This is a genomic window from Bacteroides caecimuris (assembly GCF_001688725.2).
GTDB lineage: Bacteria > Bacteroidota > Bacteroidia > Bacteroidales > Bacteroidaceae > Bacteroides > Bacteroides caecimuris.
Genome location: NZ_CP015401.2, coordinates 1,807,205 through 1,826,354 on the forward strand (window position 1 = coordinate 1,807,205; position 19,150 = coordinate 1,826,354).

15 protein-coding genes and 1 pseudogene are annotated in these 19,150 nt (G+C 46.0%); 12 read left to right on the plus strand and 4 right to left on the minus strand.

The window, feature by feature from the left end:
• Positions 1-117: 117 nt before the first annotated feature.
• From A4V03_RS07605 to A4V03_RS07625, 5 genes are all read left to right on the plus strand, one after another.
• Entirely contained in the window at positions 118-939 is an 822-nt protein-coding gene (locus tag A4V03_RS07605; RefSeq protein ID WP_065538493.1) for an RteC domain-containing protein, read from the plus strand.
• Positions 940-1,173: 234 nt separating this feature from the next.
• A complete protein-coding gene (locus tag A4V03_RS07610; RefSeq protein ID WP_065538494.1) occupies positions 1,174-1,584 on the plus strand; it encodes a helix-turn-helix domain-containing protein in 411 nt (136 codons plus the stop codon).
• Complete coding sequence (locus A4V03_RS07615; RefSeq protein ID WP_065538495.1) at positions 1,547-3,649, plus strand: bifunctional DNA primase/helicase; 2,103 nt, start codon at positions 1,547-1,549, stop codon at positions 3,647-3,649. The genes A4V03_RS07610 and A4V03_RS07615 overlap by 38 nt, the downstream gene beginning before the upstream one ends.
• A complete protein-coding gene (locus A4V03_RS07620) occupies positions 3,624-3,926 on the plus strand; it encodes a helix-turn-helix domain-containing protein (RefSeq protein WP_065538496.1) in 303 nt (100 codons plus the stop codon). Before A4V03_RS07615 ends, A4V03_RS07620 begins: the two co-directional genes overlap by 26 nt.
• Before the next feature lie 348 nt (positions 3,927-4,274).
• On the plus strand, positions 4,275-4,760 hold the full coding sequence (locus A4V03_RS07625) for a dihydrofolate reductase family protein (RefSeq protein WP_065540341.1): 486 nt from the start codon (positions 4,275-4,277) through the stop codon (positions 4,758-4,760).
• Positions 4,761-4,855: 95 nt separating this feature from the next.
• On the opposite strand, the gene A4V03_RS07630 is transcribed toward A4V03_RS07625, so the two are convergent.
• The 3 genes and pseudogenes from A4V03_RS07630 to A4V03_RS07640 form a co-directional block, all read right to left on the minus strand.
• Positions 4,856-5,986 carry a PDDEXK nuclease domain-containing protein gene (locus tag A4V03_RS07630; protein WP_065538497.1) on the minus strand — a complete coding sequence of 377 codons (1,131 nt, stop codon included), beginning with the start codon at positions 5,984-5,986 and terminating at the stop codon, positions 4,856-4,858.
• Between the two features lie 135 nt (positions 5,987-6,121).
• Positions 6,122-6,589, minus strand: a complete 468-nt coding sequence (locus A4V03_RS07635) for a helix-turn-helix domain-containing protein (protein WP_065538498.1) — start codon at positions 6,587-6,589, stop codon at positions 6,122-6,124.
• A pseudogene (locus tag A4V03_RS07640) lies at positions 6,586-8,664 on the minus strand (type IA DNA topoisomerase); the annotation flags it as partial. The gene A4V03_RS07635 and the pseudogene A4V03_RS07640, both read right to left, overlap by 4 nt.
• A 146-nt stretch (positions 8,665-8,810) precedes the next feature.
• On the opposite strand from A4V03_RS07640, the gene A4V03_RS07645 reads away from it, so the two are divergent.
• Genes A4V03_RS07645 through A4V03_RS07655 form a run of 3 tightly spaced genes read left to right on the plus strand, consistent with a single transcriptional unit; the run spans position 8,811 to position 12,070 of the window.
• A complete protein-coding gene (locus A4V03_RS07645; protein ID WP_065538213.1) occupies positions 8,811-10,040 on the plus strand; it encodes a site-specific integrase in 1,230 nt (409 codons plus the stop codon).
• On the plus strand, positions 10,033-11,040 hold the full coding sequence (locus A4V03_RS07650) for a tyrosine-type recombinase/integrase (RefSeq protein WP_065538214.1): 1,008 nt from the start codon (positions 10,033-10,035) through the stop codon (positions 11,038-11,040). Before A4V03_RS07645 ends, A4V03_RS07650 begins: the two co-directional genes overlap by 8 nt.
• A 4-nt stretch (positions 11,041-11,044) precedes the next feature.
• Positions 11,045-12,070, plus strand: a complete 1,026-nt coding sequence (locus tag A4V03_RS07655; protein WP_065538215.1) for a site-specific integrase — start codon at positions 11,045-11,047, stop codon at positions 12,068-12,070.
• A 257-nt stretch (positions 12,071-12,327) separates the two neighbouring features.
• Here the strand turns inward: A4V03_RS07655 and A4V03_RS07660 are convergent, their stop codons facing one another.
• Positions 12,328-13,878 carry a DUF4099 domain-containing protein gene (locus tag A4V03_RS07660; protein WP_065538500.1) on the minus strand — a complete coding sequence of 517 codons (1,551 nt, stop codon included), beginning with the start codon at positions 13,876-13,878 and terminating at the stop codon, positions 12,328-12,330.
• 414 nt (positions 13,879-14,292) lie between these two features.
• On the opposite strand from A4V03_RS07660, the gene A4V03_RS07665 reads away from it, so the two are divergent.
• The 4 genes from A4V03_RS07665 to A4V03_RS07680 are packed head-to-tail and all read left to right on the plus strand — an operon-like array spanning position 14,293 to position 19,106.
• Positions 14,293-15,036 carry an energy transducer TonB gene (locus A4V03_RS07665; RefSeq protein ID WP_084081126.1) on the plus strand — a complete coding sequence of 248 codons (744 nt, stop codon included), beginning with the start codon at positions 14,293-14,295 and terminating at the stop codon, positions 15,034-15,036.
• Positions 15,037-15,087: 51 nt separating this feature from the next.
• Positions 15,088-16,824, plus strand: coding sequence for a tetratricopeptide repeat protein (locus tag A4V03_RS07670; RefSeq protein ID WP_065538502.1), 1,737 nt, complete (start codon positions 15,088-15,090; stop codon positions 16,822-16,824).
• 37 nt (positions 16,825-16,861) lie between these two features.
• Positions 16,862-17,806, plus strand: a complete 945-nt coding sequence (locus tag A4V03_RS07675; RefSeq protein ID WP_084081127.1) for a tetratricopeptide repeat protein — start codon at positions 16,862-16,864, stop codon at positions 17,804-17,806.
• A gap of 4 nt (positions 17,807-17,810) precedes the next feature.
• Positions 17,811-19,106, plus strand: coding sequence for a tetratricopeptide repeat protein (locus A4V03_RS07680; protein WP_065538504.1), 1,296 nt, complete (start codon positions 17,811-17,813; stop codon positions 19,104-19,106).
• Positions 19,107-19,150: the final 44 nt, after the last annotated feature.

Sequence of the window (19,150 nt, forward strand, 5' to 3'; positions counted from 1 at the left end):
CAGCCTCTTTTGTGCGATTTGAGCGATTATCGAAAAAGAATGGACGGGAAACAGAAAAAGTAATATCCGGATTGCCAGTAACTTTGCAGCCGTTTTTAGAAACCTAAAAAGGATTGCATGGATAAATTTTTTGATTCGATGTTACAGGAGATTGACCGCTATACGGGGACGGTCAATCTGGAAGGGGAAAACATTATTCCGGGCTGCCGTGAAATGATGAATTACCTGAAAGGCAAAATGATTGAACTGAAAAACTTTGCGTTGTCCCGTGAGTTTAAGGACGACGCAGAGGAAATCCGATTTTTTAAGTACCAAAAGCCGCTGATACTCGGACGGCTGCTGTACTTCTACAAGCTATACCAGATCGAGAGCAACCGACCGCCAAGCTATGAACTTGCCACAGGTTATTACCAATGTGAGATTGAGAAACTGAAAACGGTCTTTGAACGCAGCCTTTCCTTTTTCCAGTATTACCGTAGCGGGGCTACGTACCGGGACAACTTCTACTTCAAACGGGGACAAACGGAGATAAGCCCGGAAACGGACACGTTCATTTTCGAGCCGGAAGCGGAGCTATCCACCGGATATGACCGACTGGTCGCCCGGCTGATTGCGGTGGAACTGCTGTTAGCCTTCCTGACAAGGCGGATGCGTGAGCCTGCGGACGGTGAGCCGCTATCGGGAAAGAAACTGTACTGGACGGACAAGAAAGCGGCGGCGGTGGAACTGATATACGGCATCCATGCGGTGGGAAGCGTGGATAACGGGAAGGCGGACATTATCGACATCGTGACGGCATTTGAACGGACGTTCCATATTGATCTGGGCGACGTGTACCACACGTTTATCGCCATGCGTAACCGGAAGAACAGCCGGACGGTGTATCTTGACCAGATGATCGAGCAACTGCTCAAACGGATGGACGAAACGGATAGCTAACTTATTGAAAACCAATGATAGGATTACCAAGTTCGTACCAAGCTGCTAAAAGCGACTTTATCGAGCCCTAACCAGTGACAAGCGGCTTGCAGCCGCCGGAAGAACCGAAATAAAAGGCTCTCCGGCGGCTTTTTTCGTGCCGGAAAAAATCTTTGGCAAGGTGGTACGGACGTGAAAAGAAAAACAATCGAATAGACGGACATTTGCGACCATAATTTTAAAAATCAACAGATTATGGAAGTAATAACAATCGAAAGCAAAGCGTTTGCCGCCCTCGTGGAGAAGATAGACGGGATAGCGGCATACGTGGAAGCGTCCCGGCAAAGGGAACCGGACGGGCAGCAGGGACAGGAAGAGAAGAACAGCCGGACGACGGGCAAGTGGATGACGGGCAGCGAGGTGTGCGAATATCTCGAAATCAGCCCCCGTACCTTGCAACGCTACCGCACGAACCGGATTATCGCCTTCTCCATCTGCGGGAAGAAAATCCGCTACCGCCGCACGGACGTGGAACAGTTCCGGGAACGGTGGATGCGGGAAACGCCCGACAAGCAGATCGACCGGATGATTGAACAACACCCTTTGCATGAACGTAAATACAAGCTGTATGGTAAGAAAAGAGGAAATACTGGCAAGGACGAGTAACGGGCTGGACGTGTTCCGCCACTACCTGCCCGTGAAGTGGCGGGTAGGCAGGAATTTCCTGAACCCGCTGTACGAGGACAGCAAGGCTTCGTGCAACGTGTATTATGACCGCCGTAGCGAAACGTACAGGATGAAAGACTTCGGGAACGGGGACTTTTCGGGCGACTGTTTCTTTATCGTGGCGAAAATCAAGGGGCTGGACTGCAAGAACGCCGCCGACTTCGTGGAGATACTGGAAACGATAGACCGTGAGCTGTGTCTGGGTATCAGCGAGGATGTACCGCCGGAAACGGTACGGGAACGGCAGGCTGCCATGCGGGTTGTCCCGTTGGCGGAAGGAAACGGGATGAACGGTGACGGAACGGCAGAACCGACCGGGACGGAAGAACGGACGGCAGAGCCGGAACACAAGCCACGCCCGTACCGGACGGTGCAGCAGCCGTTCACGGAAAAGGAACTGGAGTATTGGGCTGGGTACGGGATAACGGAAGCGGTGCTGAACCGATACGGGGTGCAATCGCTGAAGGAGTACCGGAGCGAAACGAAAGACGGGAAAGCGTTCGGTTTCACGTCCACAGCCATAGAACCGATGTTCGGGTATGCGGGGAAATGGGGCGTAAAGGTGTACCGCCCGAAATCGGAAGTACGGTTCGTGTACGGCGGTCATACGGGAGATAATTATTGTTTCGGGCTGGAAGAGTTGCCGCCCAAAGGCGACACGCTGTTCCTGACGGGCGGGGAAAAGGACGTGCTGACGCTGGCGGCGCACGGGTTCCATGCGATCTGTTTCAATTCGGAAACATCGGTGATACCTGCAAAGATCATCCGGAAGCTGGTGTATCGGTTCAAGCATATCGTTCTGCTGTACGATGTGGATAAGATAGGGCTGGAAAGCTCCGAGAAACACCGACAGCAGCTAACGGAGTACGGGGTGAAACGGCTGGTGCTGCCGCTGACGGGTGAAAAGACGGACAAGGACGTGTCGGACTACTTCAAGGCGGGACGGACACGGGACGAGTTTGTGAAGCTGTTCCTTAAAATGCTGGATAGCCTGTACGGTGATACGATGGCGGTGCTGAAATCCTGCGAGATAGACTATGACCACCCGCCACAGCAGGCGGTCGCCATCGTGACCGCCGGGGACGTGCCGCTGGGTTCGGAAGAGAACATCCTCTGCATCACGGGCGGGGAAGGCACGGGAAAGAGTAATTATACGGCTGCGCTTGTCGCCGGGGCGATTCAGGAGAAGGAAACGGATGCGGACTTGTTGGGCGTTCGGGTAGAGCCGAACCGGAAAGGGCGTGCGGTGCTGCTCTACGATACGGAGCAGAGCGAGCAACAACTGTACAAGAACACAGGGCGGATGCTGCGGCGTGCAGGACGGGAGAAGATGCCGCCCTACCTGCACGTGTACTGCCTGACGGGAATGTCACGGAGCGAGCGACTGACGGCTATCATGCAGAGCATGGATAAGTACCATTACCTGCACGGGGGTATTCATTTAGTGGTGATCGACGGGGTGGCGGACTTGATACGCTGCGCCAATGACGAGGGGGAAAGCGTGGCGTTGATAGACGAGATTTACCGACTGGCGGGGATTTACCGCACGTGCATCGCCGCCGTGGTGCATTTCGTTCCGAACGGGTTGAAGTTAAGGGGGCACTTGGGCAGCGAGTTGCAGCGCAAGTCGGCGGCTATCCTCTCGATAGAGAAGGACGATAACCCGGAAATCTCGGTCGTGAAGGCGTTGAAAGTGCGTGACGGCAGCCCGCTGGATATTCCTATCATGCAGTTCCGCTGGGACAAACAGATGGGGATGCCCGTGTACGTGGGCGAAAAGCCCCGTGCGGAGAAGGAGAAGCGCAAGGAGAAGGAGCTGGCGGAAATGGCACGGGAAGCGTTCACCCGGCAGGAGAAGTACGGCTACATCGAACTGTGCGAACTGATACAGGAAATGCTGGAAGTGAAGGAACGGACGGCAAAGGGATATATCCGCTATATGCGTGAGAAGGAAATCGTCGAAAAGGAAGGAGATTACTATGTACACGGACAGGGAAGAGTTTGAAGGCTGGATGCAGCGGATCATGCAGCGGTTCGACACGACCGAAAAGCTGCTGGAAAGGGTGCTGAAAAAGAACAGCCAACTGGATGGTGAAGAGGTGCTGGATAATCAGGACTTGTGCCTGCTGCTGAAAGTCGGCATACGGACGTTGCAACGCTACCGGGCTATGGGGCTACTGCCCTACTTCACGATCAGCGGGAAGGTATTCTACCGGGCGAAAGATGTGCATGAGTTTATCCGCAACCGATTCGATGCAGTAGCGGAGAGAAAGCGTAAGTGAAAAGTGAACGGTTGCCCCGCTTTGTCGTTAGATAAGGCGGGGCTATTCTTTTGTAGTTCGGTTGGTTTGCACTATATTTGCAACAGAAAATATGAAAGTTCATTGCCCGGCTTGAACGCAAGCGGGTTTTGATTATATAGATTGTACGTTCGCTGAACGTCTCGGTACGAAAACTGGCACTTTTCACTAAGAAACGGGATTACGGCGCAATGCACATGTTGTATGCACATACAGCGTGTCTTGCCTGTTTCGTTTCTTAGGTATGCCAGTACCTCGTACCGGAATAGCGTAATTCACGCTGTTTTTTTATGGCAGTTGGCGGGCATAACCGATAAAAAGAAAAGTGTTATGAAACAGATTACTTTGTATGTGTACCAAACCATTGACGGATGCGCCGCCCGTGCCGACAAGCAGGTGGACGATGCTATTCTGAAAGCCGATTGCCTGCTCTTGGATGAAGAAACTTATCTGGATGTATTTATGAATCACCTCGGCTGGCCGCTGGCGGAGAAAGAAACTTTTGTAGTGGCGCAAGCCGATTGTAACCTAACGGAAAAAGAAGGGGTGCAGTTCATCACGGGGGATGCCGTGGCGGAACTCTCACGAATGAAAGCTGCGGGTGACGGGGTGATGGTCGCCTATGGCGAAAGAATTGCGGCTGTGCTGCTCAATAGCGGGCTGGCGGATGAAATCGTGGTAGTTACGCTGCCGAAAGTTGCAGGGGGTGAAGAAAAGGCTTTGCGGCATATTACGGGGGACGGTGCGGCATGGGTGGTACGGTCTTGCAAGGTGCTGGATGGTGAGAAGGTACGAACGGTGTACGGAAGGGTGTAATTACGAAACTGGCAGTTTCGTAATTTGGCAACGGATGGTTGCCAAATTGGGAAAAGACAAATGCGCAACAAGCGGTTGCGCATTTACTCTCTTCATTACTGGTGGATGGTCTTTAAGATTAAATCTTTGAGTTGCTGCTCGGTCGGTAGTTGGAGCTTGTATTTGGAAACAAATATCTGCTCGTCCAGTCCGGCAGTGGTATATTGTACCAGTGCATCGTTCTTGTCCGTTACCAATAAAATACCTATCGGCGGGTTATCGTCCGGTTCCATGACTTCGGCTTTGTAGTAGTTCAGGTATGAATAAAGCTGCGATACATGGGCGTGGGCGAATGGAGAAATTTTGACTTCCAGCAAAATATGAGCTTTAAGAATACGATGGTAAAAGACCATATCAATAAAAAAATACTCGTCACCGATAAGGATGCGCTTTTGTCTTGCCTCGAAACAAAAACCATTCCCTAATTCAATAATGAAGTCACGCAAATGGTCGAGCAACCGGGTTTCGAGTTCATTCTCTTTAAGAAGTAAAGCCCGTTGTTGCGGTATGTTCAGAAACTCAAAGAAATAATCATCTTTGACAACATCGGTTACGGTTTGCGGATGTATTTTCTGCCTAATAGCGGTAAGCGCATATTCCATATCACCGGACAAGCCGACACGCTCGTAACTCAATGCTCCGATTTGCCGTCTTAGTTCACGGACGGAAAGCCCGGTCTGGATGGTTAGCATTTCGTAATACATGCGCTTGACCGGATTGTCTATTTTCATCAGTTCGATAAAGTGAGAAAATGATATAGAAGAGATTAATTTCTCTGCTGATATTTTGTTGTTATCATCTTCTTTATCAGAATATTGTAATTTATGCGACAGTGTCGCATAAATTTGTTCCCCATCATTCTGCAAAGATTTATGCGACATTGTCGCATAAATCTGATGGAATAAATTATCTATCAGCCTTGCAAAAGTCGGGTAAGTAAGATAGAATTTTCTTGCCCATTGAAACAAGGTGACATTTAACCCTTGCTGATCTATTCGTTTTTCTAAATTCTTTAATAACAAATCGCCATACACAGCACGGTCTTCCCCGTTCTGCTCGAACTCCACGATATAAAATCCCATTAACCAGTTACGCACAGTCTGGCATTGGTTTACGGCTTTGACCGCACTCTGTTGTAGCTGCTGGTGCGTGTCGGTTATGATGGTTGCTAATTGTTCAAAATTCATATCATACTATTATTGAAAGTTGATTAAAGGCGTTCGGGGTATTGCTGCCCTGAACGTCTGCCATCCGGTCACTCTGAAAAGGCAAAGCCGCCCTTTCGGAGTGACCGATTGGCAAAGGTACTAATTATTATGGGATTAAGGGTGTAATACCTTAAAATCCTGGCTGCCGCCGTCGTCTATCAGCCCGTCCTTGCGTAGCCGCAAAAGAATTTCGGTTGTTGACTGGCTGCCGAAATTGCGGACACAGTGCAGACGGGAGAAACGATAGCGGCGAAGGTGGATAAGCAGGTGTTCGACCGTGAACAGGCTTAGTTCACGGCAAGCCCTGACGATGCGCTGCGACAAGCCGAAATCATCCAGCGGGGTGTCTAACAGCCTGCGGTGCTTGCCCGGTCTGCCCCGTCCCTTCTCCGGCTGCATATCGTCATAGATGGTATCTACCCGGTTACGCTCGAAAAGGGCGAAAAGGGATGCGCTGTCAATCATCAGAACGGTATCGAAACGGGCAAAAGCGATGTGGTTGCCGTTCATCCAGAGGGTGATGCGCTGCACGTCCGTTCCACAGATACGGGCGGCTTCTTCCACGGATAACCAGCCGTTCATCGTCTGCCGCCCTTTCCTTTTGCCTTGTCCGTGCGGGGCGGGAACTCGTACACGGTGCGGAAGTCCTTGTCGAAGGTAACGTGTGCATCGAAGGTTTTGCCATCCTTGTTCTGAAAGCCTTTGATAAGGGACGTTTTGCCTTTGGTTACAAGGTCGGTAATCTGTTTGTCGGTAAGTTCCTTTCCGCCCTTGTTGCGGAAGATGGTAACGCCACAATCGACGTTGCTGCACTTGGCGACTTTCGGATAGAAGAGGATGCGCCCGGACTGGCATTTGGGGCAAGGGATGCGTTCCCCGTCCGCCACCGATACCTGCACCTGCAAAAGCTCTTCGGTAATCTGGGCGGTATAGACCTCGATTCCCTTGCGGAACGTGGCTGCGTCCATCCCGCCCATCTCGATGCGGGCAAGGGCGGTTTCCCATTGCCCGGTCATTTCGACATCGGCAATGCGTTTGCCCTTTACGGTATGGTACACCGCCAGACCTTTCTCGGTCGGGACAAGGTTCTTCTTGTCACGGCGCACGTAGTCACGGGAAAACAGGGTTTCGATAATGGACGCACGGGTGGCGGGCGTGCCGATACCGATGTCTTTCAGGCTGTCCCGCAGTTCGGTTTCCTGCAACTCCTTGCCGCAGCTCTCCATAGCCGAAAGCAGGCTGCTCTCGGTGTGCAGTGGGCGGGGCTTGGTCTGTTTCTCCATGTTCTCCGCCGATTGCAGGGGGAAGGTTTCACCGGGCTGCAAAGGCGGAAGGGCGGCGGATTCTTCCTCTTCGTCCTTCTCGCCACGAACGGCACGCCATCCGGCGGACTTGATAACCGTCCCTTTGGTGGTAAAGTCGCTACCCGCTGCGGTGAAACGAACGGTTGTAACGTCCTTTACGCAACGGGCGGAGAAGGATTCAAGCAGGCGGGCGGCAACCATATCGTACACCTTGCGCTCGTCCTCCGGGAGTTTGCCGGGCAGACATTCGGTGATAATCAGGGCATGGTGATCGGTGACTTTCCCGGCATCCACGCTGCGGCGGTTGAGTGCCGTCCCTTTCAGGGTGGCGGCACAGGCAGAGAAAGCGGGGTATTGCTCCAAAAGGGCGATGCGGGACGGGATTTCGTCGAAAACATCGTCGGAGATAAAACGGGAGCCGGTACGGGGGTAGCTAAGTACCTTTTTCTCGTAAAGCGACTGCGCTATGGAAAGGGTTTTGTCGGCTGAAAAGCCGAGCTTGCTGTTGGCTTCCTTCTGCAACGAAGTAAGGTCGTAGAGCAGCGGCGGTTCTTGGTTCACTTCCTTGCGCTGCACATCGGCAACCATGACCGTACCCGTGGCGGTAACGGCACTAAGGGCGGTCGTTGCTGCCGGAAGGGTTTCGTACTTGTGTTCGGAGATGGCGGAGAAGGGCGTGCCGTCCTTTTCCGCTGTGACCTTTAGCTGGTAATAGGTCTGCGGGGTGAAATCCTTGTTCTCCAGATACCGGGAGCAGATCATCATCAAGGTGGGTGTCTGCACCCGTCCGAGCGAGAAGATTCCTTGTCCGGCGGCGATGGAAAGTGCTTGCGTGCTGTTGATGCCGACCAGATAGTCGGCGATGGCACGGGCTTCGGCGGCACGGTAGAGGTTATCATAATCGCTGCCGGGTTTGAGCTTATCCAGCCCGTCACGGATGGCACGGTCGGTCAGTGAGGAAATCCACAAGCGGACGAAAGGCTTGCGGCAACCGAGGTAGTTGTAAATATAGCGAAAGATTCCTTCGCCTTCACGACCCGCATCGGTTGCCACGATGATCCGGTTGGACTGGGCGAAAACTTCGTCAATGACCTTTAGTTGTTTGAGTACGCCGGGATCGGATTTGTACTCTTTTCCTTCCCGTATCTGGCGGGGTATGAACTTGAACTCCTGCGGGATGATGGGAAGGTTTTCACGGCGGAAGCCCGTAAACCCGTAAGCATCGGGCATGGCAAGCTGGACGAGATGGCCGAACGCCCAGGTGACGAGGTAGTCGTTGCCTGAGAGGTAGCCATCGTGACGCTGGCGAACATTCAACACGTTTGCTATGTCCTTCGCTACGGAAGGTTTCTCTTATCACAAGTAAATTGTTATCCAAAGCTATAGGCTAATACATCAAATAACTGACAGATAATCAATCAAACTCGTGATAATAATGTTCTGATAATAATATGCTATATTGTGGAGAGAGTAATGTTGCTCCCTCCAAATATAGTATTATGGACAATAAAAATCATTTTGAATCCAAAGTTTCGGATTTTTTAGAAGCGTTGCGTAAAGCCGGATATTCAGAATCGACTATCCGACAGTATAAAAAGACCTGTCGTCTTTTTATCGTTTACATGGATATAAACTACATACAAGACTGTAATGTAGAATCCATCAATTTGTTTTTAAAGACTATGCCACAAGAAAAAACGCGGTTGATACATGGAACCAATTATCGATTGCTGCTATTCGTTAATTATCTTACGGATAGAACTATCCAAAAACCAGTTGTGAGATACGTTATACGCAAATTCTCAGGAGAAATAGGAGGCATTATGACAAAATACCTTCATCTCTTGGAAGAACAAAGACTATCTCCTAAAACGATAGATGGCTACGAACATGTATTTAGCTATTTTCTCAGGCATTTGTCTTTGAGGAATGTATTCCGTATCTCAGATATAGGTGAGGATGATGTGCTAACTTTTATATCTTCCAGCCAAAACAGTAAACAAAGAGTATTGGCAACGATGCGTGTATTTTGTCGTTACCTGTACGAACAAAAGCTTATCAATAAGAATATTGATTATGTGATAGGAAGAAACCGTTATGTTGTAAAAGAAAAACTACCGTCAACATACACTTGTGAAGAAGTCTTGCAAATAGAATCTTCGGTAAATCAATCCACTCCTGTAGGAAAACGAGATTACGCCATGCTCCTATTAGCGACACGGTTAGGACTACGTTCCTCCGATATTGCTGGATTACAATTCAGTAATTTAGATTGGGATAGAAACATTATCCGCCTGATACAGTACAAGACTAAGCGTGAAATAGAATTGCCGCTATTAAAGGATGTGGGGGAAGCTATTATAAATTATGTAAAATATGGCAGACCAAGTTCTTCTTCCAAACAGATATTCCTATCCTCTTTAGCCCCATATAATCCTGTGAATGGGGCGGTAGTTTCTTTGTCGGTCAGAAAGATTATCTGCCATTCAAGAATAGATACAAGGGATAGAAAAAAAGGCCCTCACGCAATGAGACATACTTTAGCCAGCCAGCTATTGCGTAATGGCGTATCACTGCCCGTCATTTCTGAAACATTGGGACACAAAACTACGCAAACGACAATGGGCTATCTTCGGATAGACATTGATGGTTTGATGAAATGTGTCCTTGAAGTTCCGGATGTCCCATCCGATTTCTACACACAGAAAGGAGGTTTGTTCTATGTCTGAACAATTCATATATCAAAGCGTGTTCGCTCCTTATTTTAAGGATTTTCTTGCGATGAAAGAGAGTCAAGTTTCCGACATTGGACGGATAAAGTGGATGCTCTTGGAGTTTGACAAGTTCTTCGTTAATAGCAACATCAGGGATGTGTTCATAACTAAAAGCATGATTGATGCATGGAAGTGCACCCGCATACATGACAAAAAGAAAACCCTCTATGACAAGGTGTCCATGTTCCGGCAGTTTTGCCTATACTTATGCCACATAGGAAAAGAATGCTATATACCCAAGTTACCAAAGAAGGAATATTCGGATTTTACTCCTTATGTGTTTACTCGTGGACAGATACAGGATATATTTGAAACCTGTGACAAGCAAAGGATGTATAGTCATAATATATATTGTAATCTTTTTGCATTACCTACTTTATATAGAATCTTATATGCTACAGGGATTAGAATCGGAGAAGCCATATCCATTAGGAATCGGGATGTTGATTTGAGAAGGAATTGCATCATTGTTCGGAAGACAAAGAACAAGATGGAAAGGCTTATTCCTTTAAGTGGCTCCCTGTCCAAGGTTCTACAACAGTATTTGGAATATCGCAATAAGATGCCCTTGCCAGATGTTGATGCCCCGGACAAGTTCCTGTTAATATCTCCATCAGGACGACCGTTATCTTCTTGCACTGTCTTGGGCGGTTTTAAGAAAGTGTTGGAAAAATGCAATATACCCTGTTCGAGCAACCGTTCCGGAGGAGCCTGCATACATAGTCTCAGACATACTTTTGCCGTCCATTCCCTTGCAAAGATGGTGCAAGAAGGAATGGACATATATTGTGCGCTTCCCCTTTTGTCGGTCTTCTTGGGGCATAAGACGTTGAAAGGGACTGAAACCTACGTGCGCCTGACACAAGACATGTTTCCCGATATTCTATTGAAACAAACTACCATAACACGGTTTGTATATCCTGAAATGAACGTAATAACAGATTCAAACATATAGGCTTATGAGAACAACAGATTCTGCAAAGCATTTAACGTCCTTTTTCACAGAGTACCTTATCGGAGAAAAGGGCGTAAGCCCTAATACCATACGGTCATACAGCGAATCATTTAGCTTGCTGTTAAACTTTCTGGACGAACAGGTAAACATAAAGGCTGATAATCTTAGATTGGAACATATTACCAGAAAAATGGTTTTAAACTTCCTTGATTGGTTACAAGACACGAAAAAATCGAGTAACGCGACAAGAAATCAAAGATTGGCGGCATTACGTTCTTTTTGTACGTATATGCAATATGAGGATGTAAAGCATCTGGAACAATGGCAAGAGATATTATCCATCAAGGTAAAAACACATGAAAAAAGAAGTGTCAATTATCTCAGCATAGATGGTATTAGGCTTTTATTGGCACAAATACCAATCAACACGAAAAAAGGACGGCGGGATTTAGCTTTGATATCCCTACTCTATGATAGTGGAGCCAGAGTACAAGAATTAATAGACTTGACACCCGCATCTTTGAAATTGGAAAAGCCTTGTCATGTCACCTTATTTGGTAAAGGACGCAAAAAAAGAATTGTCCCTTTACAAGACGAACAAGTGAATTTACTACGCAGTTATATGGAAGAAAATCGTTTAGACCTGTCCGGTTTTAATCAAAGACCTCTTTTCTTTAACAGTTGTGGCAGAAAGCTGACAAACTCTGGCATATCTTATATCTTGAACAATTATATTAATCACGCCCGAATACAAAATCCGGAACTTATACCGGAAAAAATAAGCCCGCATACTTTACGGCACAGTAAAGCTATGCACTTGTTACAAGCTGGTGTAAATTTGGTCTATATTCGTGATATTTTAGGACATGTATCTATACAAACTACTGAAATATATGCTCGGGCTGATTCTAAACAAAAAAGAGAGGCTTTGGAATCAGCTTATGTTAATATGATACCAAACGATATAACAGAACGTTCATGGGAAAAAGACCAAGAACTTAAGATATGGCTAAGGAATCTATCTAAATGAAGATGATTATTATCCAAAGCTGTAATATAAAGTAATGTATTTAATTAGCTGATATACAGACTAACAAAAAATAAGAGCTTTGGATAATAATTTACTTATGATAAGAAAAGTTATCATAACTTGTGATAACTTCTCTGCGATAATTGCTGTAATCATATTTCTTTAGTTTTTAATGGTTTGACAAAAAGTGTCCCGTCACTTGGGGACGGGACACCTCGGATAGTTACTTGTGATCATCTTACCAGATAAGACGGGTATCAGAGGCGGGGACTTTTGCGCTGCCGGGGTTTGGGCTTGTCCTGTTGCTGTTCCTGTTTCTTATCTTCTTTCTTGCCCTCTTTCTGTTCCTGCTTGCGGTCTTGCTGCTCCTTCTGCTCTCCGGTGGGACGGGTTTGCGCGGACTGCAAGGCTTCTTTCAGGCTCTTGGTGGCTTCGTTGGTCTTGCCCTCGGAATTGACGGCTACCTGCACCTCGTTCTCGACGGCGGGTTTGACACGTCCCTCTTCGAGTGCGGTCTTGTAATCCTTGGGGAACATGAAGGCGGGGTATTTCTGTCCGGGCTGCCATGTGATGTACCCCTGATAGGGTTTGCCGTTCTTGTCTTTCAAACCGGAAACTTTGACCGTGCCGCCGCCCGCAAGTTCCGTTTGCGACTTTTCGGTGAGTTCCTGTTTGCGGAAAGTTTTGGGGACTTCTTGGTTGGCGGTCTGTTTCTGCAACTCCTTGTGTGCGTCCATCGCCAGTTTAGCCCGGTCGTTGAACAACAATTCAAGTTGCATCTTGGCGGCGTTGAACTGGACGGGGGCTTCGTAGGTTTTGGGCTTCTGCCCTTCTTTGGCTTTGGTCTGGAATTTACATACCACGGCTTCGCCCTTTTTCAGCCGTGCCACCTCGTCAGGGGTGAAGGTATGCCCGTTCTTTTCCGCCGGGATGCGCACCTTGTCAGCCGGGAAGGATGCGAGTTCATTCGTTTTCTGGTTACGGCTGACGAGGGACGGGACTTTCTCGCCCGCCCGGTTGGTGAGTTCGACAATGCGCCCCATGTTCCCGGCGGTCTTGATAGCGTCGCTATCTTCCTTCGTGAAGGTATGCCCGAAGAATTGTTGCTGCAACTTTGACGGATCGAGAATACCGTGGCTGCAAACGACTACCCTACCGTCGGGGGCTTCACGCAAGGAAAGCTGGCTGTCGTTGGCATGGGAGATCGAATCGAGATTGAAATATACCCGGACGGTCTTGTCGGTCTGGAAGCCCCGTAGCATCTGGTCGAGCATACCGTTCTGTTCGATCTGTTCACGTTTGATGCCGAGATTGGCGAGCGAGTTCCAATCTATCTTTTCCACATCGTACTTGTACTGCGGCTGTTGCTGCGCCTGCTCTTGCTGCGGTGCTTCTGTCGGCTGCTGTTGTTGCTGCCCGGCGGCAGGCTGCGCCTGTTGCTCGCCCTGTTGTTGTGCCTGTGCGGGATGTTGTACCTCGTACTGTGCCATGCGTGCCTGTCCTTCGGGCGTGGGGGTCTGCACGGTCTGCTGGAAATCTGCCGCTACCCGTTGCACATCTTCTTCCGGCACACGGAAGAAATGGAAACGGGTGGGATCTTTCAACTGGTTCCAAAGATTGGAAAAGAAGTTGGAGAACATATCGCCGTGGCGATCTACCCGTAGCAGGTCGTTGTTGTCCTCTAACGGGTTCTTGGTTTGTAACTCTCCGTCCTTTACTCCGCTGACGGCTTGGATGGTCTTTTTCTCCTGATCCATGACAAGAAGAATATCCATCAGTTGTTCGCTGTTGTCCGGTCTTTCGTCCATAAACTTAAATTTTTAATGGTGAATACTAACGGTTTCAGTGGAAACCGGACGTAAATATATAGGGGAATGTGTTGATAATTAGCAAGTTTACGGTGGGGTGTCGCTACTTGTCGTCCGGTTCGCAGGTTTGTCGTGGCGGATGGCGGGAGAACGGGGGAAATTCGGGGTGCAAAGTGATATAAGACAAAGGGGGAAGTCTTTTATCAGGCATCAGGGAAATAAAATACAGTAATCACTGTATTTTTTCGAGATTTTGTTTTATATTTGGGCAAAAGGACAAATGAAGCCGTTAAATATCCTTTTGCGGACGATTATCGAAAAAGAACGGACGGGAAACGAAAAGGGAATTGAGGGGCGGCGGGGTATCTTTGGCGAAGAATGGAAACGGGATTGTTCAACTTGAAATATTGAGGAATGAAAACAGTAATAACCCTATTAATATGTATAGCTATGGCGACTTGTTCCAGTGCCAAACGAGGGACTTCTTCCGATGGAGAAGTGGCAAACTCCAATGATCCGGTATTTTGTGCGGATAGCTTGGTAGGAAATGAACTTATTAGTTTGTATCCTTTCATGTTGTACGACAAGCCGGACGGTAATCTAACTTATAGCTGTGATTATGAGAATGGATATATCTGCATAGCCGGAGAGATAAAGGATGATTGGATAAGGCTGGATTACATAAGGTCAAATACGGATAAACTGACATCGCCATTTTATGGCTGGTCGAAATGGTGCAATAATGATTCAATCCTATTCAAAGTTGTAGGTAAGGGATTTCCTATTGTTTCGCCTTATGACGAGAATGCTGTTTATGAATTTCCGACGTACAGCCCGGAATATCCTCAATATCCGGGTGGTGAGGAAGCCATCGAGCAATTTCTGAAAAAAGAAGTACAAAAACGTTATCCACCAACAGCCCGACAGATGGGGGTACAAGGTCGAATCATGGTTTCTTTCGTTGTGGAGAAAGACGGTACAATGTCGGACTTTAGAATCCAGAATAGTGTAAACGATGAAATAGATGAAGCTGCTATTGAGTGTATAAAGAACTTGCCGAAGCGTTGGAAACCTACCAGAACAAAATTGGAGTTTGATACGGCTGAAAGAACGGTACGATGCAAAGTAAAGTTGCCTGTATCTTTTAGAATTGAATGATAGATAAGATGCAGTAAAATTTGATATTTAGTACTATAAAATAATAAGCGTATGGAAAAGTTAGCCATTGTCATATTGCTCTTCGTATTCTCTTTTATGAGTTACGGACAGACAAACAGAAGTAAACAGAACAGTACTTCTAAAGATGGAGTTACCGACAGTATTGTATGGACTCTGTTAATAAAACCGCATATAGTTTATTCTTCCGAGACTGTTTCTGACTCTGCCGCTGCCTATTATAAAAAAGGAACTGAAAATTTTTATTCCGAAGATTATAAGGGAGCGATTGAAGATTATAGTAAAGCCATTGAATTTAATCCCAATTATATGGCTGCCTATACCAACCGGGGAATTTCCAAAGGAGAGTCTGGTGATTATAAAGGGGCGATTGTGGATTATGACAAGGTTATTAGTCTTGATCCTGATGATGCTTTTGTTTATTGTTATCGTGGAGCAGCTAAGAGTAGATTAGGTGAGATGGAAGGAGCTGTTGCAGATTTTGACAAAGCCCTTACGATTGATCCTGCACATACTCTCGCATACCTTAATCGGGGAACTATTAAATATGTTACAGGTGATTACGAAGGCGCACTTTCCGATTATTCAAAGGCGATTGAAATTCGTCCTAATGCAATTTTTTACCTCGTGCGTGCTGCGGTTAAACATGAAATGGGCGATTATAAAGGCGAGATAGCCGATTATCGTCAGTCTTTCATATATGGTACTCCCAATGCGGCATTATACGACAGACTTGGACGTGCATTGTATGAACAGAAACAGTACGAGGAAGCATTAAAAGTATATGACGAAGGAATATCCGCTTATCCAAAAGATCATGATTTATATTATGGTCTTGAACAGGCTTGTAACCAGTTGAGCGATAAAGACAAGACCGCTAATACAGTTGCAGACACCATCACATTCAAAATAAAAAGTTCTCTTTATCTTATGGCTACACCGGGATTTGAATTTATTGTTTCAGACGGGAGCCGAACAGAAGAAATTATAGGGAAAGGATTTGCTGCCGGAGACTCTATAAAATACGAATTTTCAACGGACGAAGAACGAACGGTAACTATTATCGGTGCAGTTGGGAATTTACTATTCGCATCAGCCACTAACAACTTGTCTTATAGGAATTATCTTCGGAAGCAAGGGAGAAAGAAAACGCTTGTTGTGTTTGCCGAGGATGTGTTACAACTTGATATTAGCAAAAATAAATCTTTGCGTCATGTGTTGTGCCGTGAATGCCGGTTATCTGAACTCGATGTGACACGCAATCACGGTTTGGAAGAACTGGACTGTTCAGAAAATCAGTTGAAATCCCTTGATGTAAGTCGGAATAAAAATCTTCAGGTATTGTTTTGTACTAAAAACAAATTGATAAACATAGATGTAAGCCATAATCTGCTGCTTGAAGAACTGGTTTGCTTTGATAATGATAATTTATCACTGGATGTAAGCGCAAATAAGAATTTGGAATTTCTTAGTTGTGGCGGGTTATTAAAAGAAATTGATCTTACCAACAATACAGAACTAAAGGAATTAATATGCCGATGTAAATTAACCAAACTTGATTTGAGTAAAAATAAGAAGTTGAAAAAACTACGGATTGATGGAAATAATTTATCAGCTAAAGAACTTAACTTTATTTTCAAAGCTCTTCCTACAGTAGATTATTATAAGGATCATACAGAAATTGATTTTTCCGATAATCCGGGCACTTCTGACTGTGACCGTTCTATTTTAGAAGAAAAAGGTTGGTTGTCACCTGATAGTAATATGTGAAATTAATAATATTTTCAATCACTAAATTCTTTTTATCATGGGATTAGTTGCCTTACTATCACCAGTCTGTTTTATTTGCCTTCTGGTTATCATACTTAATTTATTCACGAATACAACTACTAATAATAATCTGAAACTTGGTTGGAAACAACGGTTGTGGATAGTTCTAAATTTACTGATGTGGGCTTATGAACTATTTTTTACGATAGTAATTTGCGATGGTGTTGAAGGTTTGAATGTTCATTTCGGTAGCGGGTTAGGTGACTTGTTATATGTCTTCACACTTATGGGCATGGCTCTGCTGCATATTGTCTTGCTCGCTATTTTTACATACAATCATCTACATACCTTCTTTTTTGTAGTTCTTATGTGTATGCCTGTATTCCCTTTGATGTTGATGCACCTGAATGCAGCACGGGGAAATGAGGAGAACGGTTATATGATTTCAGGCAACCATGCCGGACTGTATTATAACAGTCAAGCCCAATATGAACAAAGGATGCGTGAACGGGAAGCGGAAGAGGCGAAAAAACCGAAGAAACCTGAATTTGCCACACAGTTCGAATCGTATTTGTATGATGCAGAACATGGGGAAGGAAAGGCACAGAATCATATAGGAAGGTGCTATGCACTGGGTGATGGCGTTGAACAAAATGATTCGTTGGCTATCAAGTGGTATCGTCTTGCAGCAGAGGGTGGATATGATATGGGGCAAAGAAATTTGGGGGTATGTTATTATAAGGGTTTGTGTGGTCTTGATGTTGATTATACAGAAGCCGTTAAATGGCTTCGCAAAGCGGCTGAACAAGGAAATGATGATGCCCAATATTTGATGGGGTGTTGTTATAAAGACGGTAAAGGTGTCGAGCAAAACGATGAAGAGGCTTTCCGGTGGCTTCGGCTTGCTGCACGGCAAGAACATGAGGGGGCACAGAAATTACTTCGAGAAAATAAACAAGTTTGGCAGTTGAGTAACAAATAATCGTATGGATAAGTGGATAGTTTACATATTACTGGCTGTATGTCTGCCAAGTTACGGACAAGCGAATGGAAATAAGCAGGTAAAACAAGGAACAGATTCTTTGCAAAATGATACTGTTATGCCCTATTCGGTGGATTCATTAGTACATACTTATATGGAAAGCGGACGTGTAAAATCCGAGAATGGCGATAAATTAGGGGCAATTGCGGAATATAACAAAGTTATTGAGATTGATTCAAATTACGCTGTTGCCTATTATAAACGGGGAAATCAAAATGCAGATTTGGGAAAAAATGAGGATGCGATTACAGATTACAACAAAGCAATTGAGATTAATCCGGATTATGCCTTTGCGTATTCTAATCGAGGAACTGTAAAAGCGGCATTAGGAGATCATACTGGAGCGATTACAGATTATAATAAGGCGATTGAAATTAAGCCTGATTTTGCTCTTGCTTATTCCAATAGAGGAAAGGCTAAAGCTGATTTAGGTAATAATATAGAGGCAATTATAGATTATGATAAGGCGATTGAAATTAATCCTAATTATGCTATTGCATATTCAGGCAGAGGAACTGTAAAAGCCGCACTAAATAACAACACTGGGGCAATTGCAGATTATGACAAAGCTATTGAAATTAATCCTAATTATGCTATTGCATATACCAACAGAGGAGTGGCAAAAGCCACACTAAATAACAACACTGGAGCGATTGCGGATTATGATAAAGCAATTGAAATTAATCCTAATTATCCTCTTGCATATACCAACAGAGGAAAGGCTAAAGCCGATTTAGATAATAATATTGGGGCAATTGCAGATTATGACAAAGCAATTGAAATTAATCCCAATTATGCTATTGCATATTACAATCGAGGCAATTTAAAATCAGATATGGGAGATTTCGAAGGTGCACTTGCAGATTATAACAAAACACTTAAAATCAAACCAGATCATATTGGTAGCTATATCAATCTTGGTGTACTAAAATATAAAATGGGAGATTACGAGGGAGAAATCGCTACTTATCGGTTGGCGATAAAAAACTGCTCTCCCGATGCGGATTTGTATAATAATCTGGGGCGTGCGCTGTATGACCTGAAACGGTTTAAGGAAGCTGCGGAAGCATACGGCGAAGGAATAAAGGCTTTTCCGAGTGACGGAAAGTTGTACTATGGTCGTGGGCTGGCACGTAACCAGTCGGGCGATAAGAACGGGGCTTGTGAGGACTGGCATAGAAGTAGTGAATTGGGATGCTTGCAGGCTAATGCGTTGTTGCCATTGTGCGGTGAGAAATAGTTGATAAATATAAATTTGCAAGATTATAGAAACGGATATTCCGC